Annotated in this window: 19 protein-coding genes; 9 read left to right on the top strand and 10 right to left on the bottom strand. The window is 67.6% G+C overall.

Features of this window, described 5'->3' with window-relative positions:
* The first annotated feature begins 8 nt into the window (after positions 1-8).
* From tkt to fba, 4 genes are all read left to right on the top strand, one after another.
* Positions 9-2,009 carry a transketolase gene (tkt, locus tag BLU22_RS02665; protein ID WP_090211918.1) on the top strand — a complete coding sequence of 667 codons (2,001 nt, stop codon included), beginning with the start codon at positions 9-11 and terminating at the stop codon, positions 2,007-2,009.
* 113 nt (positions 2,010-2,122) lie between these two features.
* Entirely contained in the window at positions 2,123-3,169 is a 1,047-nt protein-coding gene (epd, locus tag BLU22_RS02660) for an erythrose-4-phosphate dehydrogenase (protein ID WP_090211917.1), read from the top strand.
* A gap of 25 nt (positions 3,170-3,194) precedes the next feature.
* Positions 3,195-4,358, top strand: coding sequence for a phosphoglycerate kinase (locus BLU22_RS02655; RefSeq protein ID WP_090211915.1), 1,164 nt, complete (start codon positions 3,195-3,197; stop codon positions 4,356-4,358).
* Positions 4,359-4,550: 192 nt separating this feature from the next.
* Complete coding sequence (gene fba / locus BLU22_RS02650; protein WP_090211912.1) at positions 4,551-5,615, top strand: class II fructose-bisphosphate aldolase; 1,065 nt, start codon at positions 4,551-4,553, stop codon at positions 5,613-5,615.
* Between the two features lie 65 nt (positions 5,616-5,680).
* On the opposite strand, the gene BLU22_RS02645 is transcribed toward fba, so the two are convergent.
* Positions 5,681-6,505 carry an FRG domain-containing protein gene (locus BLU22_RS02645; protein WP_157718960.1) on the bottom strand — a complete coding sequence of 275 codons (825 nt, stop codon included), beginning with the start codon at positions 6,503-6,505 and terminating at the stop codon, positions 5,681-5,683.
* A 260-nt stretch (positions 6,506-6,765) separates the two neighbouring features.
* Here BLU22_RS02645 and BLU22_RS02640 point away from each other — a divergent pair, with 260 nt between their 5' ends.
* The gene (locus BLU22_RS02640) at positions 6,766-7,260 is read left to right on the top strand and encodes a YgjP-like metallopeptidase domain-containing protein (protein ID WP_090211909.1); all 495 of its coding nucleotides are present in this window, start codon (positions 6,766-6,768) and stop codon (positions 7,258-7,260) included.
* A gap of 26 nt (positions 7,261-7,286) precedes the next feature.
* On the opposite strand, the gene BLU22_RS02635 is transcribed toward BLU22_RS02640, so the two are convergent.
* The 4 genes from BLU22_RS02635 to dbpA all read right to left on the bottom strand — a co-directional run bounded on the left by BLU22_RS02635 (position 7,287) and on the right by dbpA (position 13,258).
* A complete protein-coding gene (locus BLU22_RS02635) occupies positions 7,287-8,231 on the bottom strand; it encodes a p-hydroxyphenylacetate 3-hydroxylase reductase component (RefSeq protein ID WP_090211908.1) in 945 nt (314 codons plus the stop codon).
* Between the two features lie 104 nt (positions 8,232-8,335).
* Positions 8,336-10,540: a YccS family putative transporter gene (yccS, locus tag BLU22_RS02630; protein WP_090211907.1), complete on the bottom strand. Its 2,205-nt coding sequence runs from the start codon at positions 10,538-10,540 to the stop codon at positions 8,336-8,338.
* A 74-nt stretch (positions 10,541-10,614) separates the two neighbouring features.
* Positions 10,615-11,796 (bottom strand): BaiN/RdsA family NAD(P)/FAD-dependent oxidoreductase, encoded by a 1,182-nt coding sequence (locus tag BLU22_RS02625; protein WP_090211905.1) that lies wholly within the window; start codon positions 11,794-11,796, stop codon positions 10,615-10,617.
* 85 nt (positions 11,797-11,881) lie between these two features.
* Positions 11,882-13,258 (bottom strand): ATP-dependent RNA helicase DbpA, encoded by a 1,377-nt coding sequence (dbpA, locus tag BLU22_RS02620; protein ID WP_090211903.1) that lies wholly within the window; start codon positions 13,256-13,258, stop codon positions 11,882-11,884.
* 713 nt (positions 13,259-13,971) lie between these two features.
* On the opposite strand from dbpA, the gene BLU22_RS02615 reads away from it, so the two are divergent.
* The 4 genes from BLU22_RS02615 to BLU22_RS02600 all read left to right on the top strand — a co-directional run bounded on the left by BLU22_RS02615 (position 13,972) and on the right by BLU22_RS02600 (position 18,652).
* Complete coding sequence (locus BLU22_RS02615) at positions 13,972-14,232, top strand: DUF4212 domain-containing protein (protein ID WP_090211902.1); 261 nt, start codon at positions 13,972-13,974, stop codon at positions 14,230-14,232.
* Between the two features lie 6 nt (positions 14,233-14,238).
* Positions 14,239-16,008 carry a sodium:solute symporter family protein gene (locus BLU22_RS02610; RefSeq protein ID WP_090211901.1) on the top strand — a complete coding sequence of 590 codons (1,770 nt, stop codon included), beginning with the start codon at positions 14,239-14,241 and terminating at the stop codon, positions 16,006-16,008.
* Positions 16,009-16,107: 99 nt separating this feature from the next.
* Positions 16,108-16,650: a hypothetical protein gene (locus BLU22_RS02605; protein ID WP_090211899.1), complete on the top strand. Its 543-nt coding sequence runs from the start codon at positions 16,108-16,110 to the stop codon at positions 16,648-16,650.
* 160 nt (positions 16,651-16,810) lie between these two features.
* On the top strand, positions 16,811-18,652 hold the full coding sequence (locus BLU22_RS02600) for a putative nucleotidyltransferase substrate binding domain-containing protein (RefSeq protein ID WP_090211897.1): 1,842 nt from the start codon (positions 16,811-16,813) through the stop codon (positions 18,650-18,652).
* Between the two features lie 48 nt (positions 18,653-18,700).
* Here BLU22_RS02600 and BLU22_RS02595 read toward each other — a convergent pair whose 3' ends face one another.
* From BLU22_RS02595 to rarD, 5 genes are all read right to left on the bottom strand, one after another.
* Positions 18,701-19,420: a 3'-5' exonuclease gene (locus tag BLU22_RS02595; protein WP_090211896.1), complete on the bottom strand. Its 720-nt coding sequence runs from the start codon at positions 19,418-19,420 to the stop codon at positions 18,701-18,703.
* Complete coding sequence (locus BLU22_RS02590) at positions 19,417-21,351, bottom strand: putative nucleotidyltransferase substrate binding domain-containing protein (protein WP_090211894.1); 1,935 nt, start codon at positions 21,349-21,351, stop codon at positions 19,417-19,419. Before BLU22_RS02590 ends, BLU22_RS02595 begins: the two co-directional genes overlap by 4 nt.
* 124 nt (positions 21,352-21,475) lie before the next feature.
* Complete coding sequence (locus BLU22_RS02585; RefSeq protein ID WP_090211893.1) at positions 21,476-22,027, bottom strand: glutathione peroxidase; 552 nt, start codon at positions 22,025-22,027, stop codon at positions 21,476-21,478.
* A gap of 205 nt (positions 22,028-22,232) precedes the next feature.
* Positions 22,233-24,410: a malate synthase G gene (locus BLU22_RS02580; protein ID WP_090211891.1), complete on the bottom strand. Its 2,178-nt coding sequence runs from the start codon at positions 24,408-24,410 to the stop codon at positions 22,233-22,235.
* Between the two features lie 850 nt (positions 24,411-25,260).
* Positions 25,261-26,145, bottom strand: coding sequence for an EamA family transporter RarD (gene rarD, locus BLU22_RS02575; RefSeq protein ID WP_090211890.1), 885 nt, complete (start codon positions 26,143-26,145; stop codon positions 25,261-25,263).
* Between the last annotated feature and the right edge of the window lie 98 nt (positions 26,146-26,243).

The following is a 26,243-nucleotide window of genomic DNA, read 5'->3' as shown; positions in this document are numbered from 1 at the left end:
GACCAGCGATGCCCAGCCGTCGTGACCGAGCCAATGCCATTCGTGCCCTCAGCATGGATGCCGTGCAGAAAGCCAACAGCGGCCATCCGGGCGCACCCATGGGCATGGCGGACATCGCCGAAGTGCTGTGGCGCGACTTCCTCAAGCACAACCCGCAGAACCCGCAGTGGGCCGACCGCGACCGCTTCGTGCTGTCCAACGGCCACGGCTCGATGCTGATCTACTCGCTGCTGCACCTCTCCGGCTACGACCTGTCGATCGACGACCTCAAGCAGTTCCGCCAGCTGCACAGCCGCACTCCGGGCCACCCGGAATACGGCTACACCCCGGGCGTGGAGACCACCACCGGCCCGCTGGGGCAGGGCATCGCCAACGCGGTGGGCTTCGCGCTGGCCGAGAAGGTGCTGGGCGCGCAGTTCAACCGTCCGGGCCACGCCATCGTCGACCACTTCACCTACGCCTTCCTCGGCGACGGCTGCATGATGGAAGGCATCTCCCACGAGGTCTGCTCGCTGGCCGGCACCCTTGGCCTGGGCAAGCTGGTCGCCTTCTACGACGACAACGGCATCTCCATCGACGGCGAGGTCGAGGGCTGGTTCACCGATGACACCCCGGCGCGCTTCGAGGCCTACGGCTGGCAGGTGATCCGCAACGTCGACGGCCACGATGCCGACGAGATCCGCATGGCCATCGAGACCGCCCGCGCCGAAACCGAGCGGCCAACCCTGATCTGCTGCAAGACCGTGATCGGCTTCGGTTCGCCGAACAAGGGCGGCAAGGAAGAGTGCCACGGCGCGCCGCTGGGCGATGCCGAGATCGCCGCCACCCGCGCCCAGCTCGGCTGGAACCATGGCCCGTTCGAGATCCCCGCCGACATCTACGCCGAGTGGGATGCGAAAGAGGCCGGCGCCGCCGCCGAGGCCGCCTGGAGCGAGCGCTTCGCCGCCTACGCCGCCGAGTTCCCGGAACTGGCCGCCGAGTTCAAGCGCCGCCTGGCCGGCGAGCTGCCGCAAGACTTCAGCGCCAAGGCCGCCGCCTACGTGCGTGAAGTGGCCGAGAAGGGCGCGACCATCGCCAGCCGCAAGGCCAGCCAGGACACCCTCAACGCCTTCGGCCCGCTGCTGCCCGAGTTCCTCGGCGGCTCGGCGGACCTGGCCGGCTCCAACCTGACCCTGTGGAAGGGCTGCAAGGGCCTGGCCCATGACGACGCCGGCGGCAACTACGTGCACTACGGCGTGCGCGAGTTCGGCATGAGCGCGATCATGAACGGCGTCGCCCTGCACGGCGGCTTCATCCCCTACGGCGCCACCTTCCTGATCTTCATGGAATACGCGCGCAACGCCGTGCGCATGTCGGCGCTGATGAAGCAGCGCGTGCTCTACGTGTTCACCCACGACTCCATCGGTCTGGGCGAGGACGGCCCGACCCACCAGCCGATCGAGCAGCTGACCAGCCTGCGCGGCACGCCCAACCTCGACTGCTGGCGCCCGTGCGATGCGGTGGAATCCGCCGCCGCCTGGAAATACGCCATCGAGCGCAACGACGGCCCGTCGGCGCTGGTGTTCAGCCGCCAGAACCTCAACCACCAGTCGCGCAGCGAGCAGCAGATCGCCGACATCGCCCGCGGCGGCTACGTGCTCAAGGACTGCGCCGGCGAGCCGGAACTGATCCTGATCGCCACCGGCTCGGAAGTCGGCCTGGCCGTGCAGGCCTATGAGGCACTGACCGCCCAGGGTCGCCGGGTGCGCGTGGTGTCGATGCCCTCGACCACCGTGTTCGACCAGCAGGACGCCGCCTACAAGCAGGAAGTGCTGCCGCTGCAGGTCGGCGCGCGCATCGCCATCGAGGCCGCGCATGCCGACTTCTGGTACAAGTACGTCGGCCTGGAAGGCCGCATCATCGGCATGACCACCTTCGGCGAATCCGCCCCGGCGGGCCAGCTGTTCGAGGAGTTCGGTTTCACCCTCGACAACATTCTGGCCACCGCCGAGGAGCTGCTGGACGTCTGATGCCGCGAGCGGTGGATGGCTGCGGCCATCCACCCTGCGGATGCCCGGTCCCGTGCCGGATGGGGAAATCCGCGTCGCGGTTTTCCCCATCCGGCACCACAAGCAGAGCCGCCATGCCCAACCGCCCCTACAAAGTCGCCCTCAACGGCTACGGCCGCATCGGTCGCTGCGTGCTGCGCGCGCTCTACGAGCGCGGGCCGGCCGCCGGGCTGGAGATCGTCGCGCTCAACGACCTGGCCGATCAGGCCAGCATCGAGTACCTGACCCGCTTCGACTCCACCCACGGCCGTTTCCCCGGCGAGGTGAAGGTGGTCGGCGACTGCCTGCACCTCAACGGCGACTGCGTGAAGGTGCTGCGCCAGCGCGAGCCCGAGGGCATCGACTGGGCGGCGCTGGGCGTCGATCTGGTGCTGGAGTGCTCCGGCGTCTACACCACCCGCGAGGGCGGCGAGCGCTTCCTGGGCGCCGGCGCTCCGCGCGTGCTGTTCTCCCAGCCGATGGCCAGCGAGGCCGACGTCGACGCCACCATCGTCTACGGGGTCAACCAGAGGCGCCTGTCCGGCGCCGAGCGGCTGGTCTCCAACGCGTCCTGCACCACCAACTGCAGCGTGCCGCTGCTGAAACTGCTCGACGAGGCCATCGGCCTCGACTACGTGGCGATCACCACCATCCACTCGGCGATGAACGACCAGCCGGTGATCGACGCCTATCACCACGAGGACCTGCGCCGCACCCGCTCGGCGTTCCAGTCGGTGATCCCGGTGTCCACCGGCCTGGCGCGCGGTATCGAGCGCCTGCTTCCGGAGCTGGCCGGTCGCGTGCAGGCCAAGGCGATCCGCGTGCCGACGGTCAACGTGTCCTGCCTGGACATCACCCTGCAGACCCGCCGCGACACCAGTGCCGCCGAAATCAACCGCGTGCTGCGCGAGGCCGCCGAGCGCGGCCCGCTCCGGGGCCTGCTCGACTACACCGAGCTGCCCCACGCCAGCTGCGATTTCAATCACGACCCCCATTCGGCCATCGTCGATGGCAGCCAGACCCTGGTTTCCGGCCCGCGGCTGGTCAACCTGCTGGCCTGGTTCGACAACGAATGGGGCTTTGCCAACCGCATGCTCGACGTCGCCGGCCACTGGCTGGACGTTGCCGCGTTCAACCGATAACAACTGCCCTCTGAAGGACCATCCCATGACCGTGTTGAAGATGACCGACCTCGACCTCGCCGGTAAGCGCGTGCTGATCCGCGAAGACCTCAACGTCCCGGTGAAGGATGGCGTGGTGAAGAGCGATGCGCGCATCCTCGCCTCCCTGCCGACCATCCGGCTTGCGCTGGAGAAGGGCGCGGCGGTGATGGTCTGCTCGCACCTGGGCCGCCCGACCGAGGGCGAGTTCTCCGAAGAGAACAGCCTCAAGCCGGTCGCCGACTACCTGTCCAAGGCCCTCGGCCGCGACGTGCCGCTGGTCAAGGACTACCTGGGCGGCGTCGAGGTCGCGCCGGGCGAGATCGTGCTGTTCGAGAACGTGCGCTTCAACCAGGGCGAGAAGAAGAACGCCGACGAGCTGGCGCAGCAGTACGCCGCACTGTGCGACGTGTTCGTCATGGACGCCTTCGGCACCGCCCACCGCGCCGAGGGCTCGACCCATGGCGTGGCCAAGTTCGCCAAGGTCGCCTGCGCCGGCCCGCTGCTGGCCGCCGAGCTGGACGCCCTGGGCAAGGCGCTGGACAAGCCGCAGCGCCCGATGGTCGCCATCGTCGCCGGTTCCAAGGTGTCCACCAAGCTCGACGTGCTGAATTCGCTGGCCGAGATCTGCGACTCGCTGATCGTCGGCGGCGGCATCGCCAACACCTTCCTCGCCGCCGCCGGCTACAAGGTCGGCAAGTCGCTGCACGAGGCCGACCTGCTCGACACCGCCAAGGCCATCGCCGCCAAGGTCGCCGTGCCGCTGCCGGTCGACGTGGTGGTCGCCAAGGAATTCGCCGAGTCGGCCGAGGCCACCGTCAAGCTGATCGCCGAGGTCGCCGACGACGACATGATCCTCGACATCGGCCCGCAGACCGCGGCGATGTTCGCCGAGATGCTCAAGGCCTCGCAGACCATCCTGTGGAACGGCCCGGTCGGCGTGTTCGAGTTCGACCAGTTCGGCAACGGCACCCAGGCCCTGGCCCGCGCCATCGCCGCCAGCCCGGCGTTCTCCATCGCCGGCGGCGGCGACACCCTGGCAGCCATCGACAAGTACGGCGTGGCCGAGCAGATCTCCTACATCTCCACCGGCGGCGGCGCCTTCCTCGAATTCGTCGAGGGCAAGGTCCTGCCGGCCGTGGCGGTGCTGGAAGCGCGCGCCCAGGGCTGATGCCTGATGGCTCCCACGCTCCGGCGTGGGAGCCGCGCCTGGGACGCTCCGGCGTCCCGGTGCATGGACGCCGGAGCGTCCGGGGAGGCGTTCCCACGCGGAGCGTGGGAGCGATCACCACAGACTTGAACCCGGCCTGCCCCTGCGGCAGGCTGGGCACCGATCAAACGACCCTTACTGGGAGCAGCACAGATGGCACTTATCAGCATGCGCCAGATGCTGGACCACGCCGCCGAATTCGGCTACGGCGTGCCGGCCTTCAACGTCAACAACCTCGAGCAGATGCGCGCCATCATGGAAGCGGCCGACAAGACCGACTCCCCGGTGATCGTCCAGGCCTCCGCCGGCGCGCGCAAGTACGCCGGCGCACCGTTCCTGCGCCACCTGATCCTCGCCGCCATCGAGGAATTCCCGCACATCCCGGTGTGCATGCACCAGGACCACGGCACCAGCCCGGACGTCTGCCAGCGCTCGATCCAGCTGGGCTTCAGCTCGGTGATGATGGACGGCTCGCTGATGGCCGACGGCAAGACTCCGGCCGACTACGACTACAACGTGCGCGTGACCCAGCAGACCGTGGCGTTCGCCCACGCCTGCGGCGTGTCGGTGGAAGGCGAGCTGGGCTGCCTGGGCAGCCTGGAAACCGGCCAGGCCGGCGAGGAAGACGGCGTCGGCGCCGAGGGCACCCTCGACCACAGCCAGATGCTCACCGATCCGGAAGAGGCCGCGGCCTTCGTCAAGGCCACCCAGGTCGACGCCCTGGCCATCGCCATCGGCACCAGCCACGGCGCCTACAAGTTCACCAAGCCGCCGACCGGCGACATCCTCGCCATCGACCGCATCAAGGAAATCCACAAGCGCATCCCCAACACCCACTTGGTGATGCACGGTTCCTCCAGCGTGCCGCAGGAGTGGCTGGCGGTGATCAACCAGTACGGCGGCGACATCAAGGAAACCTACGGCGTGCCGGTCGAGGAGATCGTCGAGGGCATCAAGCACGGCGTGCGCAAGGTCAACATCGACACCGACCTGCGCCTGGCCTCCACCGGCGCCATGCGCCGTATGATGGCCGAGCACCCCAGCGAGTTCGACCCGCGCAAGTTCTTCGCCAAGACCATCGAAGCCATGCGCGACATCTGCATCGCCCGCTACGAAGCCTTCGGCACCGCCGGCAATGCCTCCAAGATCAAGCCGATCTCCCTGGAAGGCATGTACCAGCGCTACGCCAGCGGCGAGCTGAACGCCAAGGTCAACTGATCCGCGTCCGCCGTGCCCAAGGGGCGCTCCCTCGTCGAGGGGCGCCCCTTTTTGCTGTCCGGCGTTCAGTCCTCGGCCTGCTCCTCCACGCTGTCCCGCGCCGCCGGGCTCGCCGGCTCGCTGGCGCTCGGCCGGCTGGAGTACAGCTCGAACTGCATGTTGGCGTAGCTGCTGGCGCCGCTGAGGTCGGGGAACAGGGTCAGGTGGTTGATGTTCATCTGCTCCAGGCCGCGCAGCACGTCGATGCGCTCGGCGTTGGGCAGGTAGACCTTCTTGATGATCGCCGTGCGCGAGCCGGCGAAAGCCTGGGCGACCACCGACTCCAGCTCCTCGCCGGAGTCGGAGTAGGAGAACAGCCCGTTCTGGCCGAGCACCCGCGCGTTCTCGTCGGAGTTGGGCGTGTAGAAGCGCACCGTGGCGGCCAGCTCCGGGCAGCGCTCCACCTCGTGCTTGTTCAGCGAGACGATGATGCGCTTGCGGGTGTCGTCCTTGCCGGCGTTGGCGAAGGCGAAGAACGCCGCGGTGTAGGGCGAGTGGGTCCAGTCCAGCAGCGGGGTGAGCAGGCCGAAGTGCTGGCCGAGCGCCCACCATTCCAGCGGTTCGTCGTACTGCGGCGGGTTGGCGCCGCGCTTGCCGCGGATCGCCATCTTGAAGCGGTCGAGCTGCTCGCGGCGCAGCTGCTCGGTCTGCGCCTTGTCGAAGATCTTGCGGTCGATGGTCGATTCGAGCTTGTAGTAGTCCTTGCGGTGGCCGCGGTGAATCCAGCCGCAGCCGGGCGAGAAGGCCTCCTGGATGTAGTCGATGAAGAAGTTCCACTTGCGGATATGGATTTCCTCGATGCCATCCTTGACGCGCCCGGAGGTCCAGCGCGGCTTGTTCTCTCTGCTCATCGGCGAGCCCTGTTTTTCCTGTGGCAGTCGGCCGCCGACGGCCCGCATGGCCCGTCCGCGCGAGCAGGCGGCGCTGGCGCGGGGCGGGTATGGAGGGCGGGACGGACGGGGCCGCGCCGCCGCGCGGGCCGGTGCGAGGGGCGGCGCGGCGGGCATGGACGAATGCCGGAAAATTACCACAAAAGGCTCTGTCGCGGCGCCCGGACGCGGCGTCGCAACGGGGTTAGAATGCCCCTCCCGCCGCCACCGCCGACCTGCCGATGCCGCCGCTCAAGTACCTCTCCGCCTACCCGGCGCACCTGCAGGAGCAGGTGCGCCGGCTGCTCGCCGCCGACCGCCTGGGCGAGTACCTGCAGCAGCGCTACCCGGAGCGTCACCCGGTGCAGAGCGACAAGGCGCTGTACGCCTATGTGATGGAGCGCAAGCAGCGCTTCCTGCGTAATGCGCCGGGCATCGACAAGGTGCTCTACGACAGCAAGCTGGACGTGCTGCGCAACGCCCTCGGCCTGCACACCGCTGTCTCCAGGGTGCAGGGCGGCAAGCTCAAGGCGAAGAAGGAAATCCGCATCGCCGCGCTGTTTCGCGACGCGGCGCCGGAGTTTCTCGACATGATCGTGGTTCACGAGCTGGCGCACCTGCGCGAGTTCGACCACAACAAGGCCTTCTACCAGCTCTGCGAGCACATGCTGCCCGGCTATCACCAGCTGGAGTTCGACCTGCGGGTGTACCTGACCTGGCGCGATCTGGCGCAGTGAACCGCGCGGCTAGCTGCCCGCGCGGTTCACTGCGCCGCCATCACTACCCTGAGCACCTTCTTGAAAGTCTCGATGTCCTCGGCGCCGACCCCGGCGAACACCGCGTCCTGCTGGCGGCGGGCGATTTCCCACAGCGCCTCGGTCTGCGCACGGCCGGCGTCGGTCAGCAGGTAGCCGGCGGGGCTGTCGGCGACCAGGCCCTTGCCCTGCAGGTTGGCCAGCGCCTCCTCGATCTCGCGGGTCGGCATCGCCACCTCGCGCTGCAGGGCGACCAGGTCGAGCTGGGCGCTGTCTTCCAGCACCATCAGCATGCGCGCTTCGCTGGTGCGCAGGCCGGTGGACAGCTGCTTGGGCGCGTAGCTGGCCTGGTAGGCGTTGACCGCCTGGATCATCAGGTAGAACAGGTTGCTGCTGGCCAGCCGGCCGTGCATGGTCGCCGGCGCGGCGTGCGGGTCGGCCTTCTTCGGCGCACGCGGGTGGGGCAGGACCATCGAGTAGGCGCCCTGGTGGTAGAGCAGCGGCGAGCGGCCGAAATCGTCGAAGGCCACCACCTTGCCGATCAGGATCCAGTGGTCGCCGCCGTCGAGCTGCTGGTAGCACTCGCACTGGAAGCGCGCCGCGCAGTCGGCCAGCAGCGGAGCACCGCCCAGACCGCTCTCGAAGGCGATGCCGGCGAACTTGTCGTCCTGCGGGCGGGCGAAGTGGTTGGACAGCTCGATCTGGTCGGCGGCCAGGACATGCACGGCGAAGTGGCTGGCGGCCTCGAACACCGCATGGCTGCCGGAGCGCTTGTCGATGCTCCAGAGGATCAGCGGCGGCTCCAGGGACACCGAGTTGAAGCTGTTGGCGGTGACGCCGACCTGCGCGCCGGCCGTGCTGCGCGCGGTGATGATGGTCACTCCGGTGGCGAAGTTGCCCAGCGCGCGGCGGAACACGCGGGGATCGAAGGCGGTGGCGGGCGTTGTGCTCATGCGGACTCTCCAGTCATGGCGCCGTGGGCGCACTGCGAATAACGGGCGTGGCGCGACGATCCTTGGTTGCAGTCTAGTCGGGCCGGCCGGTGGCGGCGAGAGTCTCAGGGCGCCGGCGGCGGCAGTCCGGCCGGGGCTGCGGCGCCGCTCAGCAGGCGTGCGGCCAGCTCGCGCAGCAGGGGCAACTGGCGGGCGATCAGCGCCAGTTCGGTGCGCAGCAGGCGCTGGCGCGCGTCGATGTCCTCCGGCAGCTGTTCCAGGGCGAGGGCCAGCGTGGCCGCATCGCCAACCAGCTCGCCGGGCGCCGGCTGGCCGCCCAGTTGCGCGGCGATGGCGTCGAGCTCGCTGGCCAGTTGCGCAGCGGCCTGCTCGACCAGCCCGCCGCGCAGCTCGGCCGGCAGCGCGGCGCGGTGCGCGCCGAGCGCCGACAGGTAGCTGAGCTGGGTGTGCGACAGCGCCAGGCAGCGAAAGCCCAGCTCCGCCTCGCGGCGGAAGTGCCCCGGTTCCAGCAGCATGCTGGCCAGCGCCGCCGACAGCGCGGCGTCGGCGTTGTGCGCGTTGCGCCGCGCCAGGCGGTAGGCGAGGTCGTCGCGCTTGCCGCTGGCGTACTGCAGGATGATCTGTCGCAGGTAGGCGGCGTGGCTGTGCAGCACGCTGGCCAGCACGCGGGGCAGGCGCCGGCCCTGCCAGTCGGGGAGGATCAGGAATACCGCCAGACCGGCGATCAGGCTGCCCAGCAGGGTGTCGAACAGCCGCGGCCAGATCAGTCCGTAGCCGTCGCCGACCTGGTTGAAGCAGAACAGCACCATCAGGGTGATCGCCGCGGTGGCCAGGGTGTAGCGGCGTGCGCGGGTGGCGAAGAACGCCACCCCGGCGGCCACCGCGATCAGCGACTGGGCCAGGGCGCCGGGGAACAGGTCGAACAGCGCCCAGCCGACGGTGAGGCCGAGCAGGGTGCCGGCGATGCGCTGGGTCAGCTTGGTGCGGGTGGCGCCGTAGCTGGACTGGCAGACGAACACCGTGGTGAGCAGGATCCAGTAGCCCTGGGTCGGGTGGATGGCGTGCAGCACGCCGTAGCCGGCGGCCAGCGCCAGGGACAGGCGCAGGGCGTGGCGGAACAGCAGCGCGGTGGGGGTGAGCTGCAGGCGCAGGCGTTCCCAGACTTCGCGCAGGCTGTGCGGGTCGCGGTCGTGCAGGGTGCTGTCCTGTTCCTCGGCCAGCGCCTCGGGGTTGCTGGCGGCGCCGAGCAGCTGTTCGAGGGTGCCGAGGTTGTCGGCCAGCGCGCGCAGCGAGCGCAGCAGGTCGCGCCAGTGCGGGTTGTCCTGAGCCTGCAGGTAGGCCAGCGAGGCCTCCAGGTCGTCGCGGGCCTGGGCGCTGGCGCGCTGGTAGGCGAACGGCTGGCGCAGCTCGATGGCCTCGGCCAGCGCGCGGCAGGCCTTGCCCTGCTGGCGCAGCAGCAGGCGGCAGCGGAACAGCACGTCGCTGTGGAAGAACGCCTCGGCCAGCGCGTGGTAGGGGTAGTGGGAGGAGCTGGCGCGCTCGTGGATGTCCTGGGCGAGGAAGTACAGCTTCAGGTAGCGGTTGACCCGCGGGCTGACGCGGCCCTTGCCGACCCGGTGGAGGATGATTTCCTTGGCGGCGTTGAGCGCGGCCACCAGCCTGCCGTTCTGCTGCGCCAGCTCCAGGCGCCGCCGTTCCACGTCGAGGTCGCGCAGCGGCTCGAACAGCGCGGCCTTCAGGCGCAGGTACAGGCCCAGTTCGCGGAATACCCGGGCCAGCGCCTGCTGCACCGGCTGCTGGCTGAACAGCGCCTGCCAGAGCACCGAGAGCGCGCCGTACCAGGCGGCGCCGGCGACCAGCAGCAGGGGTTCGTGCCACAGGTCGGCGACTTCGCCGCCGCGCTGGTCGACGCCGATCATCGTGTAGATGGAGAGGATCAGCGTGCCCGAGGCGATGGTGCCGTAACGCTCGCCCAGCGCCCCCAGCATGGTCAGGACGAAGGTCGACAGCGCCAGGGCGACGACGAACAGCCAGGGATAGGGGAACAGCAGCTCGACCGCGAAGGCGGCGGCGGCGAAGCAGCCCAGGGTCACCAGCAGCGCGCGCAGGCGGCCGCGCCAGCTGTCGTCGGTCTCGGCCAGGGCGCTGGCGATGATGCCGAGGAACAGCGGGATCAGCAGGTCCATGCGCTCCTGCTGCCAGCACAGCGCCATGCTGCCGGTGAGGGCGATGAAGACCCGCAGGCTGGAGCCGAAGGTGTCCAGCGCCCAGAGGCGGCGCAGGGTGTGGCGAAGCGAGGGGGAGGGCATGGGACAGCCTGCCATGACGGGGAACGGGCTCGGTGGGCCCATTGTAGACAGGCTGTCGCGCGTGATGGGAGGGGCTAGACCACTTCTCCGGCGGCGTGCCCGGAGGCCCAGGCCCACTGGAAGTTGAAGCCGCCGAGGTGGCCGGTGACGTCCAGCACTTCGCCGACGAAGTACAGCCCCGGCGATTTCTGCGACTCCATGGTCTTCGACGACACCTCGCGGGTGTCCACCCCGCCCAGGGTCACCTCGGCGGTGCGGTAGCCCTCGGTGCCGGCCGGCACCAGCCGCCAGGCGGACAGCTGCGCGGCGATGCCCTGCAGCTCGCCCGGGGTGTACTGCTTGAGCGGCTTGCTGGCCCACCACAGCTCGCAGAGCAGGCCGGCCATCTTCTTGGTGAACACCTCGGCGAGCAGGGTCTTCAGCTCGATGTTCGGCCGTTCGGCCTGCTGGCCGCTCAGCCAGTCCAGCGCGTCGCGATCGGGCAGCAGGTTGATTTCCAGCGCATCGCCGCTGTGCCAATAGGAGGAGATCTGCAGCATCGCCGGGCCGCTGAGGCCGCGGTGGGTGAACAGCAGGTTTTCGCGGAAGCTCTTGTCGTTGCAGCTGACCAGGCAGTCCACGGCGGTGCCGGACAGCTCGGCGCACAACGCCTTGAGCTGCGGCTCGGTGACGGTGAAGGGCACCAGCCCGGCGCGGGTCGGCAGCACGTTATGGCCGAACTGGCGGGCGATCTGGTAGCCGAAGCCGCTGGCGCCGAGGGTGGGGATCGACAGGCCGCCGGTGGCGACCACCAGCGAGCGGCAGGCGAATTCGCCGGCGCTGGTGGCCAGCCGGTAGCCGGCGTCATCGCGCTCGATCCGTTCGATGGCAGTATCCAGACGGATCTCGGCGCCGGCCTCGCGGCACTCGTCCAGCAGCATCTGCAGGATGTCGCTGGCCTTGTGGTCGCAGAACAGCTGGCCGAGCTTCTTCTCGTGGTAGGGGATGGCGTGCTTGCCGACCAGTTCGAGGAAGTCCCACTGGGTGTAGCGCGCCAGCGCCGACTTGCAGAAGTGCGGGTTGTGGGAGAGGAAGTCGCCCGGCTCGGTGTACAGGTTGGTGAAGTTGCAGCGCCCGCCGCCGGACATGAGGATCTTCTTGCCGGCCTTGTTGGCGTGGTCGAGCACCAGCACGCGGCGGCCGCGGCCGGCGGCGGTCAGCGCGCACATCAGGCCGGCGGCGCCGGCTCCCAGGATCACGACATCGGGACTGGACACGGGGGAACTCTCAGGCTGGCGAACGGAGCGCGCATGTTAGCAAAGCGCCGCCGCGCGGGCTGCCGGCGCGGGGCCGGGCGCGACTTCAGAGAATCCGCGCCTTGAAGTGGCGGCCCTTGACCTTGCGCTCGCTGAGGCGCTGCAGGGCGGCCGGCGCCAGTTCGCGCTCGACGGCGACATAGGCGTTGAAGTCGTACAGGGCGATCTTGCCGATGGCGCTGCCGGGCAGGCCGTCCTCGCCGGTCAGCGCGCCGAGGATGTCGCCGGGCCGCAGCTTGTCCTTGCGCCCGCCGTTGATGCCCAGGGTGGTCATCGCCGGCAGCAGGCGCGGCTCGCCGCGATCCTTGAGCAGCTCCAGGTTGCCCCACTGCAGCGCGCCGCCCTGCTGCTGCTCGATGGCGTTGGCGCGGTGGGCCTCGGCGGGCGCCACCAGCGACAGCGCCAGGCCCTTGGCGCCGGCGCGGCCGCTGCGGCCGATGCGGTGGACGTGGATCGCCGGATCGCGCGGCAGCTCCAGGTTGATCACCGCTTCGAGGCCGTCGATGTCAAGGCCGCGGGCGGCCACGTCGGTGGCCACCAGCACGCAGCAGCTGCGGTTGGCGAACATCGCCAGCACCTGGTCGCGCTCGCGCTGGTCGAGATCGCCGTGCAGGGCCTGTGCGGAAATCTTCCGGGCATCGAGCAGGCTCGCCAGCTCCTGGCATTGCTGCTTGGTCTGGCAGAACACCACGCTGGACGCCGGGCGGAAGTGCAGCAGCAGGCGCGCCACGGCGTCCATGCGCTGCTGCGGGTCGACCTCGTAGAAGCGCTGCTCGATCACGCTCTGGTCGTGCTGGCTTGCCACCGCGACGCGCTGCGGCTGGCGCATGAAGCGCGCCGCCAGGCGCTCGATGCCTTCGGGGTAGGTGGCGGAGAACAGCAGGGTCTGCCGGCGCTCGGGAGTCTGCTCGACGATCGCCGCGATGGCGTCGACGAAGCCCATGTCGAGCATCCGGTCGGCCTCGTCGAGCACCAGGCGGTTGAGCCCGTCGAGCTTGAGGTTGCCGCGGTTGAGGTGTTCGAGCACCCGCCCCGGGGTGCCGACCACCACATGCGCGCCATGCTCCAGCGAGCCGACCTGCGGGCCGAAGGGCACGCCGCCGCACAGGGTCAGCACCTTGATGTTGCCCAGGTTGCGGGCCAGCTGGCGGATTTCCTTGGCGACCTGGTCGGCCAGCTCGCGGGTCGGGCACAGCACCAGCGCCTGGCAGCCGAAATAGCGCGGGTTGAGCGGCGCCAGCAGGCCGAGGGCGAAGGCGCAGGTCTTGCCGCTGCCGGTGCTGGCCTGGGCGATCAGGTCGTGACCGGCGAGGATCGCCGGCAGGCTGGCGGCCTGGATCGGCGTCATGTGCGGGTAGCCCAGCGCGTTCAGGCTGTCGAGCAGGCTGGCGGGCAGCGGCAGGGTGGAGAAGGCGTCGGTCACGGCGGCGGATCTGCATGGCAACAAGGGGCGCGCAGTGTAACAGGCTGGCGTGCCATGGCCGCCGTTTGCCGGCGGCCGGTAGGGGCTGACCAATAAGGCACTGGTTTTGTGTGGCTTTTATTGTGTGTGCATTCTGTCGAGCGATTATTTTCTAATTCTATGCTCGGTTTTATGTAATTATTTTTTTGGCTGGTAGTGCTTTTTTTAGGTGGGTTGAATGCTGGCTTACATATTTTCTTTTTTCGGGCATTTAACTTGGTTTTATATTAATTTTTTATGGATGACGGCCGGCGCAGTAACTTCCAACTCTCCAGACTGGCTGCTCTTGAGGCCGTGCAGGCTGGCTGCTGGCGGGCGCTGACAAGCTCTGGAGGCAGGGGCCAGAGGTGCTGGTCGGGCGCGAGGGTCGGCTCTGTGGCGGCGGTTTGCCGCCGCGGACCGGTGGCCCAGGAGCGGGAGCTTGTCTGCTGTGGTTGTGCTTGCCGCGCTTTGCCGTAGCGAAGGGCGGCGTCCATCGGGATGGTCATGCCGCCACACACGCCGTTGCAGACCGCGCCAGGGCTGAAGGAGTGCTATGCGCCGGCCTGCCGGAAACTGTGTGGCGGGCCTTCCTTCAGACTAAAGTCGGGACTTTCTTTTTACGTGACCCCTTTGCTAGATTCAGCCTGTGAATTTTTTCACCTGCAATAAAAATAAAACAATGGAGAACAACGATGGCAGACGATAAAGCGAATGCTGCTGCGTACTGGAAGGCTAACGTTAGCCTGATCACCTGGAGCCTGGTGGTATGGGCTCTGGTTTCATATGGTTTTGGCATCCTCTTGCGCCCGATGCTGATGAATATTTCGGTCGGCGGGGCGGACCTGGGCTTCTGGTTCGCTCAACAGGGCTCGATCATCACGTTCATCGCGATCATCTTCCACTACGCGTGGCGGCTGAACAAGCTGGACAAAGAATTCGGCGTTGAGGAGTAAGCCAGCATGAGCCAATTTGTAATCAACATGCTATTCGTAGGGGCATCCTTCGCTCTCTACTTCGGTATCGCGGTCTGGGCCCGTGCCGGATCGACCAAGGAGTTCTACGTTGCCGGTGGCGGCGTACACCCGGTCACCAACGGCATGGCCACCGCGGCCGATTGGATGTCCGCGGCGTCCTTCATCTCCATGGCCGGCATCATCGCGGCTGGCGGCTACTCCACTTCGGTCTACCTGATGGGCTGGACCGGCGGTTACGTGCTGCTCGCCATGCTGCTGGCACCCTACCTGCGCAAGTTCGGCAAGTTCACCGTACCGGACTTCATCGGTGACCGCTTCTACAGCCGTGGCGCGCGTCTCGCCGCTGTGGTCTGCCTGATCCTGATCTCCGTGACCTACGTGATCGGCCAGATGGCCGGTGCCGGTATCGCCTTCTCCCGCTTCCTCGAAGTGAGCAACTCGGCCGGTATCTGGATCGCCGCAGCCGTGGTGTTCGCCTACGCGGTATTCGGCGGCATGAAGGGCATCACCTACACCCAGGTGGCCCAGTACGTGGTACTGATCATCGCCTACACCATCCCGGCGGTGTTCATCGCCTTCCAGCTGACCGGCAACCCGATCCCGATGTTCGGCATGCTCGGTACCCACGTCGAGTCCGGCGAGCCGCTGCTGGCCAAGCTGGATGCCGTGGTCACCGATCTGGGCTTCGCGGCCTACACCGCTGACGCCGACAACAAGCTGAACATGATCCTGTTCACCCTGTCGCTGATGATCGGTACCGCCGGTCTGCCGCACGTGATCATCCGCTTCTTCACCGTACCGAAGGTGGCCGATGCTCGCTGGTCCGCCGGCTGGACCCTGATCTTCATCGCCCTGCTGTACCTCACCGCTCCGGCCGTGGCCTCCATGGCGCGCCTGAACCTGATGACCACCGTGTACCCGCAGGGTGCCGAGGCTCCGGCTCTGGCCTATGAAGAGCGTCCGCAGTGGGTGAAGACCTGGGAAGAAACCGGTCTGATCAAGTGGGAAGACAAGAACAGCGATGGCCGCGTGCAGTTCTACAACGACGCCAACGCCAAGTTCGCCCCGACCGCTCAGGAGCGTGGCTGGAGCGGCAACGAGCTGACCGTCAACAACGACATCATCGTGCTGGCCAACCCGGAAATCGCCAACCTGCCGTCCTGGGTCATCGGTCTGATCGCCGCGGGCGCCATCGCCGCTGCGCTGTCCACCGCTGCCGGTCTGCTGCTGGCCATCTCCTCGGCGGTGAGCCATGACCTGATCAAGACCCTGATCAATCCGAAGATCAGCGAGAAGAGCGAAATGCTCGCCGCGCGTCTGTCCATGGCCGCTGCGATCCTGCTGGCCACCTGGCTGGGCCTGAATCCTCCGGGCTTCGCGGCGCAGGTAGTGGCACTGGCCTTCGGTCTGGCTGCCGCGACCCTGTTCCCGGCCCTGATGATGGGTATCTTCTCCAAGCGCGTGAACGATAAGGGCGCGATCGCAGGCATGGTTGTCGGTCTGCTGACCACTATCGTCTACATCTTCCTGTATCTGGGCTGGTTCTTCATTCCGGGCACCGCGACCTTCGCCAACACTCCGGATCAGTGGCTGTTCGGTATCTCCCCGCAAGCCTTCGGCTCCGTGGGTGCGATCATCAACTTCGCCGTGGCCTACACCGTATCCCTGGCCAGCGAGGCTCCGCCGAAGGCTGTGCAGGATCTGGTGGAGAGCGTGCGTACTCCGAAGGGTGCTGGCGCCGCGCTTGACCACTAAGCGACAATATGGCCCGAAATCAGGTGTTAATTCTGAACCAGGGTTGATGTGAATATCGGGCTTCCATTCGGAAGCCCGATTTTTTTGAGGAAGTTACCTATGATCTGGCATCTGGTTGCCGCACTCTGTGCCGCTGCGGCGGGAGCGGGGATTGCGCTGCTGCTGCGTTCCCTGACCCGCAAGTGGTTGCCGGCATGGACCATTCCGGCCTTTGCCGGCCTGGGCATGCTGGCCTACACCATCCACTACGAATACACCTGGTTCGACTCCAAGCAGGCGCGCCTGCCGGCCGGCTCGGTGGTCGTGGCGAGCGAGAAGGGCGAGATGCTCTGGCGTCCCTGGACCATGCAGTTCCCCATGCCGCTGGTCTATACGGTGCTCGATGGCGCCAATGCGCAGATCGAGGAGACCAGCCAGGGGCGGGTTGCCCGCTTCGTGCTGTATCGCTTCGAGAAGCAGCACCTGATCTCCACGGTCAAGAGCGGCACCTACCAGATGCTCTGCGCCGAGAAGGCGATGTTCCTGCTCAATGAGGCCGGCCAGGCGAAGTTCGAGACCCTGACCGAGCTGGATGTGGACGCTCCGCTCTATCAGGCCGTCTGCACCGGCAACGGTCTGCAGGTCGCCGCGCCGGGCCAGTGAGCCGGCAAGTACCGAGTATCCGGCGCCGACTCCGACATCTCCGGCCGCCGCGCCTTCAATCATGCCGACGCATCCGCTAGTCTGCGGGGTGGCGAGGGAGCCAGCAGGCCTGCCGCTTCGTGCGCCCGGCCAGAACAATAATTGAAATGGAGAGCGTGTCATGTCCGAGGCGTTCAAGATGGACAACCTGCCTTTCAGCCTGCTGGACGCTCGCGAGCAGGCCCTGCTGAACGAGCACCTGCAGAGCGTCGACTTCCGGCGCGGCGAGGTGATCATCGAGGCGGGCAAGCCTCCGCAGGGGGTCTTCATCGTGTCCCGGGGGCGGGTCGCGGAAGGCGAGCTGGGCGAGTTCGATGCGCAGGGCGCGCCGCTGGCTCCGCAGGTGTTCGTCCACTACGAGGATGACGACTACTTCGGCGGCTGGTCGGCAATCAATGGCGTGGCGATCCACAACTTCGTCGCCGCCGAGGACACCACCTGCCATCTGCTGCCGACCCGGATCCTGCTGGAGCTGATCGCCAGCAATCCGCTATTCGCCGACTATTTCCAGCAGAACCTCAGCGCCAAGCGGGAGATCGTCGCCCAGCACGGGCAGAGCCAGGACATGGCCGAGTTCATGCTTGCCAAGATCAGCGACGGCATGATCCGTGAGCCGCTGATCGTCGCGGAGGGCACCAGCCTGCACGAGGCGACCCGGCTGATGCGCGAGACGAAGGCGGACTGCCTGCTGGCGAAGCGGCGCAACCGCTACGGCCTGGTGACCCGGACCGACCTGCTCGACGCGGTGGTGTTGCAGGGGATGCCGCTGGACACCGATGTCGGCGAGATCGCCAGCTACCGGCTGATCACCGCCGATCCCGACGATTACCTGTTCAATGCGCTGATCCTGATGACCCAGCACCAGATCGAGCGGGTGGTGGTCATGGACGGCAACCACGCCCTGATCGGTATCGTCGAGCTGACCGATGTGCTCAGCCACTTCTCCAGCCACTCCCACGTCATCGGCCTGCGCGTCGAGCGGGCCAATAGCGTCGAGGAGCTGCGCGAAGCGGCGCAGGGGCTCACCGACCTGATCCGCGCGCTGACCTCCACCGGGGTGAAGATCCGCTTCACCATGGAGCTGCTGGCGGCGATGAACGGGCGGATCATCTCCAAGCTGTTCGACCTGATCATTCCCAACGACATGCGCCCGCACGTCTGCCTGATCGTGATGGGTTCGGAAGGGCGCGGCGAGCAGATCATGAAGACCGACCAGGACAATGCCCTGCTGGTGCGCAACGGCCTGGAGTGGCCGGGGATGATGGACTGCATGCGCCGCTTCAGCGAGACCCTGATCAGCTTCGGCTTCCCGCCCTGCCCGGGCAACATCATGGTGTCGAACCCGGAGTGGGTGAACTCGATCGACGAGTGGGCGCGCAAGCTGGCCCAGTGGAGCCACAGCTGCGACGGCCTGTCGGTGATGAACCTGGCGATCGCCGTGGACAGCAAGCCGATCGCCGGCAACATCGCCCTGTTCAAGGTGGCGAGAAACGCCTTCCTGCGCCGCGTGCACAGCAACGACCTGTTCTTCTCGCACTTCGCCCGCGCGGCGCTGAACTTCGACACGCCGCTGACCCTGTTCGGCAACCTGAAGGACAAGGAGCCGCTGGACATCAAGAAGGGTGGCATCTTCCCCATCGTCCACGGGGTGCGCACCATGGCGCTGGAGCAGCGTATCCTGGAGACCAACACCTTCAAGCGCATCGAGGCGCTGGTCGAGCAGGGCAAGATGACCCGCAGCATGGGCGAGAACCTCGGCGAGGCCCTGTCGATCTTCATCCAGCTGCGCCTGGACCAGCAGATGCGGCGGATCGAGGCCGGCGGCGAGGGGCGCGACGCGATGCCCAACGGCATCGACCTGCAGCAGCTCAACAAGCTGGAGCGCGACCTGCTGCGCGACGCCCTGCACATCGTCAAGGACTTCAAGAAGCTGTTCGCCGTGCGCTACCACATCAGTGTCTGAACCGCGCCGCGCATCTGCGGGCTGCGCGCTGGCGCAGCCCGCGGGGGATCAGATCGAGTTGAGCGAGGCCTGGCGCGCGCGCTGCCAGCAGCGCACCTGTTCGGCCAGCTTGTCGACCCGCTCGATGCCCATGCGCCGGGCACGGTTAAACAGGATCAGGGCGATTTCCGCGGTGGCCAGCGCATCCGCCGAGGCGTGATGGCGCTGGGCGATGTCGATGCCGAAGTAGTTCATCCAGTGATCCAGGCCGCCACGCCGGGTCAGCACCTCGGGAAACAGCATGGGCGCCAGATCGGCGACGTCGAGGAAGGGGTGCTCCAGGCGATAGCCCAGCTCGTTCTTCAGCGCGCGGGCCAGCATGCGCTGGTCGAAGGGCGCATGGAAGGCCAGCATCACGCTGTCGGCGGCGAACTCCATGAAGCTGAGCAGCGCCTCGGCCGGCGGCTCGCCATTGGCCAGCTCGCTGGGCGCGATGCCGTGGATCAGCACGGCCTCGTTGACCTCGACCTGGCGGCGCAGGGTGCATTCGAACTGCTGGGCCATGTCGATGGCGCCGGCCTCGATGGTCACCGCGCCGATCGAGATGACGATGTCGCGGTTGACGTTCAGGCCGGTGGTTTCCAGATCGAGCACCACGAAGCGCTGCTCCTGCAGCGGGGCGTCCAGGCGGGGCGGCGGCGGCAGGGCCTGCAGGCGCTGCCGCTGGTGGTCGTCGAGCTGCAGCGGGCGGCGCTGCAGGCGGGCGAACAGGGCTGAGATCGGATTCATAGCTGGTACCGCACGCTCAGGCTGTTCTGCAGGCGCTGGGCCTGGCGGAAGGATTCGCGCAGGATGCGCCGGTCCAGTTCGTTGAGGGTGTCGGGATCGAGGCGGTTGCTCAGGGGCAGGCCGTCGCGCTCCTGGCGCTGGTGCAGCTGCATGCGTGTCAGCTGGATGAAGTGGTAGGCCTCCGCGTAGGCGGCGGCATCCTGGGCCTTGAGCACGCCGCGCTCGCCGAGCAGGCGCAGGCGTTCGAGGGTGTTGCACTCGTCGATGCCATGGGCCAGGGCGAGGATGCGTACCCCTTCGACGAAGGGCATCAGGCCCTCCACCTTGAGGTCCAGGGTGTTCTTCTCGGCGCCGCGGCTGGCGACGATGAAGTCGCGGAAGCGGCCGATGGGCGGCGGATGGCGCAGGGCGTTGGCCGCCATCATGTGCTGGAACAGCTCGTTGCCCTCGATCATCTGCAGCAGCGCTTCCTGGAGCTGGCGGCAGCCTTCGCCCGGCCCCCAGACCGGGCGCAGGTCGAAGTAAATCGACGAGTGCATCAGGTTGTCGCGGGTCGGGCTCTGGATCATCGCGCCGAAGCGGCGCAGCCACTCCTGACGCGACAGGCACAGCTCCGGGTTGCTGGCCATGATGTTGCCGTTGCACAGGGCGAAGCCGCAGCGGTCCAGGGCCTCGTTGATCTGGCGCGCCAGCGGCAGCAGGCGCTGGCGGATCCGCTCGGCCTCCTCGATGCTGGCGGCCTCGAACAGCATGCCGTTGTCCTGGTCGGTGAGCAGGGTCTGCTCGCGGCGCCCCTCGCTGCCGAACACCAGCCAGGTGAAGGGCACGCCGGGATCGCCGTGTTCCTCGATCATCAGCTCGATGACCCGCGCCACGGTGTGGTCGTTGAGCAGGGTAAGGATGTTGGTCAGCTGCTCCGGGTTGGCACCGTGGGCGAGCATGTTGTCGATCTGGTGGGCGATCTGCTCGCGCAGTTCGACCAGGGTGTCGAGTCGGGGCGCGGCGCTGATGGTGCGCGCCAGCTGCACCAGGTCGACCCGCTGCAGGGAGAACAGGTCGCGCTCGGAGAGCACGCCGATCAGCCGGCCCTTTTCCACCACGCAGATGTGGGCGATCTGCCGCCGGGTCATGATCATCGCCGCATCGAAGGCGGTGGCGGTCGGCGGCAGGTGGATGGGGTCGCGGGTCATCAGCTCGTCGAGCGGCTGCTGCAGGTCGCCGCTGCCGTCGGCGATCACCCGGCGCAGGTCGCGCAGGGTGAAGATGCCGATCGGATAGCCGTTGTCGTCGATCATCACCAGGCTGCCGACGTGGTGCTCGTGCATCAGCCGCACCGCGTCGCGCAGGCTGACGCCGCTGCGGCAGGTCACCGGGTTGGCGGCGACGAGGATGTTCAGCTGGGTCTCCAGCGAATACTGGGCGCCGAGGGTTTCCGCGGCCTGCAGCTGGGCCTGCTGCTGCACCTGGCCCATCAGGCTGCTGACCCCGCGCAGGGCGAAGTCGCGGAAGGCTTCCGACTGGTTGTAGGTGTGGGTGAAGGCGGCGCGGCTCAGTTGCAGGCAGAAGGTGTCTTCGGCGGCGATGTAGTGGCTGCGGGTGGCCCGTTCGCTGACCATCGCCGCCACCGGGAAGCACTCGCCGGGGGCGATCTCCTGGGTGGTCTCCATGGCGTCGCCGCTGAGCGCCGGACGCTGGCCGAGCACCAGGCCCTGCTTGACGATGTAGACGTGCTCGATCTTGCCGTCGCCGGGGCCGACCACCGGATCGCCGGCGGCGTAGAAGCGCAGCCGGCATTGCTCGACCATCTGTGCCAGGTGGCCGAGTTCCATCTGGTTGAACGGGGCATAGCGCAGCAGAAAGTGCATGGTGCCCTGGATGTTCTGCAGCACGGCGGTCTTGCCGACGTCCGCGAAAGCATCGTGCTTGCTCATCTTGTAATTCTCCTGGGAGCATTCGTTCATGTTCGCACGGCTGCCTGCCGCCGCGGATGATCTGCGGCAGCCGTGTGCGAGCGGCGGCCTCCGGCCTGGCCGCTCGCGGGCGCTGCGCCGCTATTCAGGGCGTCGAGGCGATGGCCTGTTCGACGGCGCGCAGCAGCTTGGGGTCCTCGGGCTTGGTCAGGCTGGAGAAGCTGGCCACCACCTTGCCCTGGCGGTCGATCACGTACTTGTAGAAGTTCCAGCGCGGCGCGCCGCTCTGCGCGGCGAGGTGGCGGAACAGCGGGATGGCCTCGGCGCCGGTGACCTTCTGCGCGGCGGCCATGCTGAAGGTGACGCCGTAGTTGGCGTAGCAGACGCTGGCGGTTTCCGCGCTGTCGTCGGCCTCCTGATGGAAGTCGTCGGAGGGCACGCCGAGCATCTCCAGCCCCTGGTCCTTGTAGCGCTGGTAGAGGCTTTCCAGTCCCTCGAACTGGCCGGTGAAGCCGCAATGGCTGGCGGTGTTGACCACCACCAGGGGTTTGCCGGCGAAGCGCTGGCACAAATCGATGGATTCCTTGCCGCGCAGGGCGGGCAGGCTGCCTTCCAGCACGCTGTGGCAGCTGTCGGCGTGGCTCGCGACGCTGCCCAGCAGCAGGGGCAGGCCGAGGAGAAAACGTAAACGGCGCATGGCGGTCTCCGAAGCGGGTCGGTCAGGTACCCAGGCTTCACGCTAACCGCGGGGGCCGGCGCTGGCAATCGGCCGTTGGCAGGGTGGCGGCCACCGTGCGGGCGCCACAACGCACGACGCGCCGCCTCCCGAGGGAGTGCGGCGCGTCGTGGCGGCAAGCGCCATGGGACGCTTGCCGCAGGACGGCATCCTTGCCGGCCGGGGATTACAGGCCGTTCTTGGCCTTGAACTCGCGGCGACGGCGGTGCAGGACCGGCTCGGTGTAGCCGTTGGGCTGCTTGCCGCCTTCGATGCACAGCTCCAGGGCGGCCTGGAAGGCGATGTTGCTTTCGAAGTTCGGCGCCATCGGACGGTACAGCGGGTCGCCCGCGTTCTGCCGGTCGACCACCAGGGCCATGCGCTCGAAGGTCTCGCGCACCTGGGCCTCGGAGCAGATGCCGTGGCGCAGCCAGTTGGCGATGTGCTGGCTGGAGATGCGCAGGGTGGCGCGGTCTTCCATCAGGCCGATGTCGTTGATGTCCGGCACCTTGGAGCAGCCGACGCCCTGGTCGACCCAGCGCACCACGTAGCCGAGGATGCCCTGGGCGTTGTTGTCCAGTTCCTGCTGGATTTCCTCGGCCGACCAGTCGGTGCTCGGCGCCAGCGGGATGGTCAGGATGTCGTCCACCGAGGCGGGCACGCGCTTGGCCAGCTCGGCCTGGCGGGCGAACACGTCGACCTTGTGGTAGTGCAGGGCGTGCAGCGCGGCGGCGGTCGGCGACGGCACCCAGGCGGTGTTGGCACCGGCCAGCGGGTGGGCGATCTTCTGCTCCAGCATGGCGGCCATCAGGTCGGGCATGGCCCACATGCCCTTGCCGATCTGTGCGTGGCCCTGCAGGCCGGTGGCCAGGCCGATGTCGACGTTGTTGTTCTCGTAGGCGCCGATCCACTTGGCGCCCTTGATCTCGCCCTTGCGGATGAAGGCGCCGGCTTCCATGGAGGTGTGGATCTCGTCGCCGGTGCGGTCGAGGAAGCCGGTGTTGATGAACACCACGCGCTCGCTGGCCGCCTTGATGCAGGCCTTGAGGTTGACGGTGGTGCGGCGCTCCTCGTCCATGATGCCGACCTTGAGGGTGTTGCGCGCCAGGCCGAGGACGTCCTCGACGCGACCGAACAGCTCGTTGGTGAAGGCGGCTTCTTCCGGACCGTGCATCTTCGGCTTGACGATGTAGACGCTGCCGGTGCGGGTGTTCTTGCGGCTGGTGTTGCCGTTGAGGTTGTGGATGGCGATCAGGCTGGTGACCAGACCGTCGATGATGCCTTCCGGCACCTCGTTGCCGTCCTTGTCGAGGATCGCGTCGTTGGTCATCAGGTGACCGACGTTGCGCACGAACAGCAGGGAGCGGCCGTGCAGGGTCAGCTCGCCGCCGTTGGCCGCGGTGTAGACGCGGTCCGGGTTCATGGTGCGGGTGAAGGTGGTGCCGCCCTTGGCCACTTCCTCGGCCAGGTCGCCCTTCATCAGGCCCAGCCAGTTCTTGTAGGCGATGACCTTGTCGTCGGCATCGACCGCGGCGACCGAGTCCTCGCAGTCCATGATGGTGGTCAGCGCGGCTTCCATCAGCACGTCCTTCACGCCGGCCGCGTCGGTCTTGCCGATCTGGCTGTTGCGGTCGATCTGGATCTCGAAGTGGATACCGTTGTTCTTCAGCAGCACGGCCTTGGGCGCTGCGGCCTCGCCCTGGAAGCCGATCAGCTGGGCCGGGTTCTGCAGGCCGGTGGTGGCGCCGTTGGCCAGGCTGACGACCAGCTTGCCGCCGTCGATGGCGTAGCCGGTGGCGTCGACGTGGGAGGCGCCTTCCAGCGGCGCAGCCTGGTTGAGGAAGTCACGGGCGAAGGCGATGACCTTGGCGCCGCGCACCGGGTTGTAGCCGGCCGTCTTCTCGGCGCCGTCGGTTTCCGGGATGGCGTCGGTGCCGTACAGGGCATCGTACAGCGAGCCCCAGCGGGCGTTGGCGGCGTTCAGGGCGAAACGCGCGTTCATCACCGGCACCACCAGCTGCGGGCCGGCCATGCGGGCGATCTCGTCGTCGACGTTCTCGGTGGTGACGGCGAAGTCCGCGGGCTCGGGCAGCAGATAGCCGATTTCCTGCAGGAAGGCCTTGTAGGCGGCGGCGTCGTGGGCCTGGCCGGCACGCGCCTGGTGCCAGGCGTCGATCTGCGCCTGCAGCGCATCGCGCTTGGCCAGCAGGGCCTTGTTCTTCGGAGCCAGGTCGTGGATCAGGGCATCGGCACCCTTCCAGAACTGCTCGGCGCTGACGCCGGTGCCGGGAATGGCTTCGTTGTTGACGAAGTCGAACAGGACTTTGGCGACCTGCAGGCCACCGGCTTGAACGCGATCAGTCATTGTTTGCCTCACTCTGCTTGGGAGCCGCGAGTCATCGCAGCCACGCCCTTCATGTAGTACACGCGGCGAGATACTACATTAAGCCGGTGGATAAATGTACGAGGCGCGCGCCGGCTTCGACAAAAGTCGTGGGAAACTCCGTCGCAAGGCTCAAGCGCGCGGTTATGCACAGGTCGACGGCCCGTCGCGGCGGGGGCTGGGCGATGCGCCGTGCCGGGGATGGCGGCCTGTTGCGCAGTTGTCCCCGGTTATCCTGCGCCTGCCTGTGGAAAAGCCCTGCATACCTGGCTGCAACCCAGGCGCCATGCGGTCTGCGCGGTATTGATCGAAATTTGACCAGCGGTGCGCCAGTTATGCACGACAACCGTGCGCCTGCCTGTGGATAAGCTCTGGAGTCCTGGCTGCAGGCCAGAGCCGGCGCGGCTTGCAGGTGACTGGTGGTTTTTTGATCGGTAATGTGCGGCGTATCTGTGGACAAATGCGTAGCGCCGAGGCGGGATTGTCCACTGCGAAGGTGGACGAGGCTGTGGACAAACTGCGTGCAGCTCGTTGCAGGCCACGGCCGGCGCGGCGTTGCCGCGGGTGAGCGAATTTTGAGCAGGGCCGGCGGCGGGGAGCGGCAGGCAGTTGTCCACCGTTGCCGGGGATCAGGCTGTGGACAACTCCGGTATCGATCTCCGGAGCCCGCCAGCCATGGGCCCTGCAGGGCTTCTGGCGATTTTTCGTCCAGCGCGCGGCGACCTTCTTATGCACATTCGCCGTGCGCCAGGCTGTGGACAAGCTCGGGGCAGTTGCCTGCAGGCCACGGCTGGCGTGGCCTGCAGGCAACTGTACGAAAAACGTGCAAGGCTCAGGCGGCGCGGCGCAGCAGGCGCAGGCTGTCGACGCTGAACACCGCCAGGGCCAGCCAGATGCAGCCGAAGGCCAGCAGCTGCGCGCCGTGCAGCGGTTCGCCATACAGCAGCACCGCCTGCAGCAGCACCAGGGTCGGCGCCAGGTACTGCAGGAAGCCCAGGCTGGCGTAGGACAGGTGGCGGGCGGCGGCGTTGAAGCAGATCAGCGGAATCAGCGTCACCGGGCCGGCGGCGGCCAGCCACAGCGCCTGGCTGTCGCTCCAGAAGCCGGGCTGGGCGCTCTGCGCGGCCGGATGCAGCAGCAGCCAGGCGAGCGCCACCGGCAGCATCAGCCAGGTTTCCACCACCAGTCCGGGCAGCGCGGCGACCGGCGCCTGCTTGCGGATCAGCCCGTAGAAGCCGAAGGTCAGCGCCAGCACCAGGGAGATCCACGGCAGGCTGCCGAGCTGCCAGACCTGCTGGGCCACGCCGGCGGCGGCGAGCAGAACCGCCAGCCACTGCAGCGGGCGCAGCCGCTCGCCGAGCAGCAGCATGGCCAGCACCACGTTGATCAGCGGGTTGATGTAGTAGCCGAGGCTGGCTTCGAGCATGTGGCCATTGTTCACCGCCCACACATAGGTCAGCCAGTTCACCGCGATCAGCGCGCCGCTGGCGGCCAGCACGCCGAGGCGCCGCGGGTGCTCGCGCAGTTCGCGCCACCAGCCGGGATGCTTCCAGGCCAGCAGCAGCAGGCTGCCGAACAGCGCCGACCAGAGCACCCGGTGGACGATGATTTCGAGGGCGGGAATCGCCGCGAGGGCCTTGAAGTAGAGCGGGAACAGGCCCCAGATGAGATAGGCCGTCAGGCCCAGGGCCAGGCCGCGGCGCGGGTTGCTGTGCATGGATGCTCCGATCTTTAGGAAGCTAAGGAAATCGACGCACCATTCTAGTGCCGGACGCTCCCGGCGTGGCGACCGGCGAGCCGTGCGTGCCGGTCCGC

It is taken from the genome of Pseudomonas guangdongensis, assembly GCF_900105885.1.
GTDB classification, from domain to species: domain Bacteria; phylum Pseudomonadota; class Gammaproteobacteria; order Pseudomonadales; family Pseudomonadaceae; genus Geopseudomonas; species Geopseudomonas guangdongensis.
Note: the sequence above shows the minus strand (reverse complement) of the source record. Positions and strands in the feature narration are given on the sequence as shown.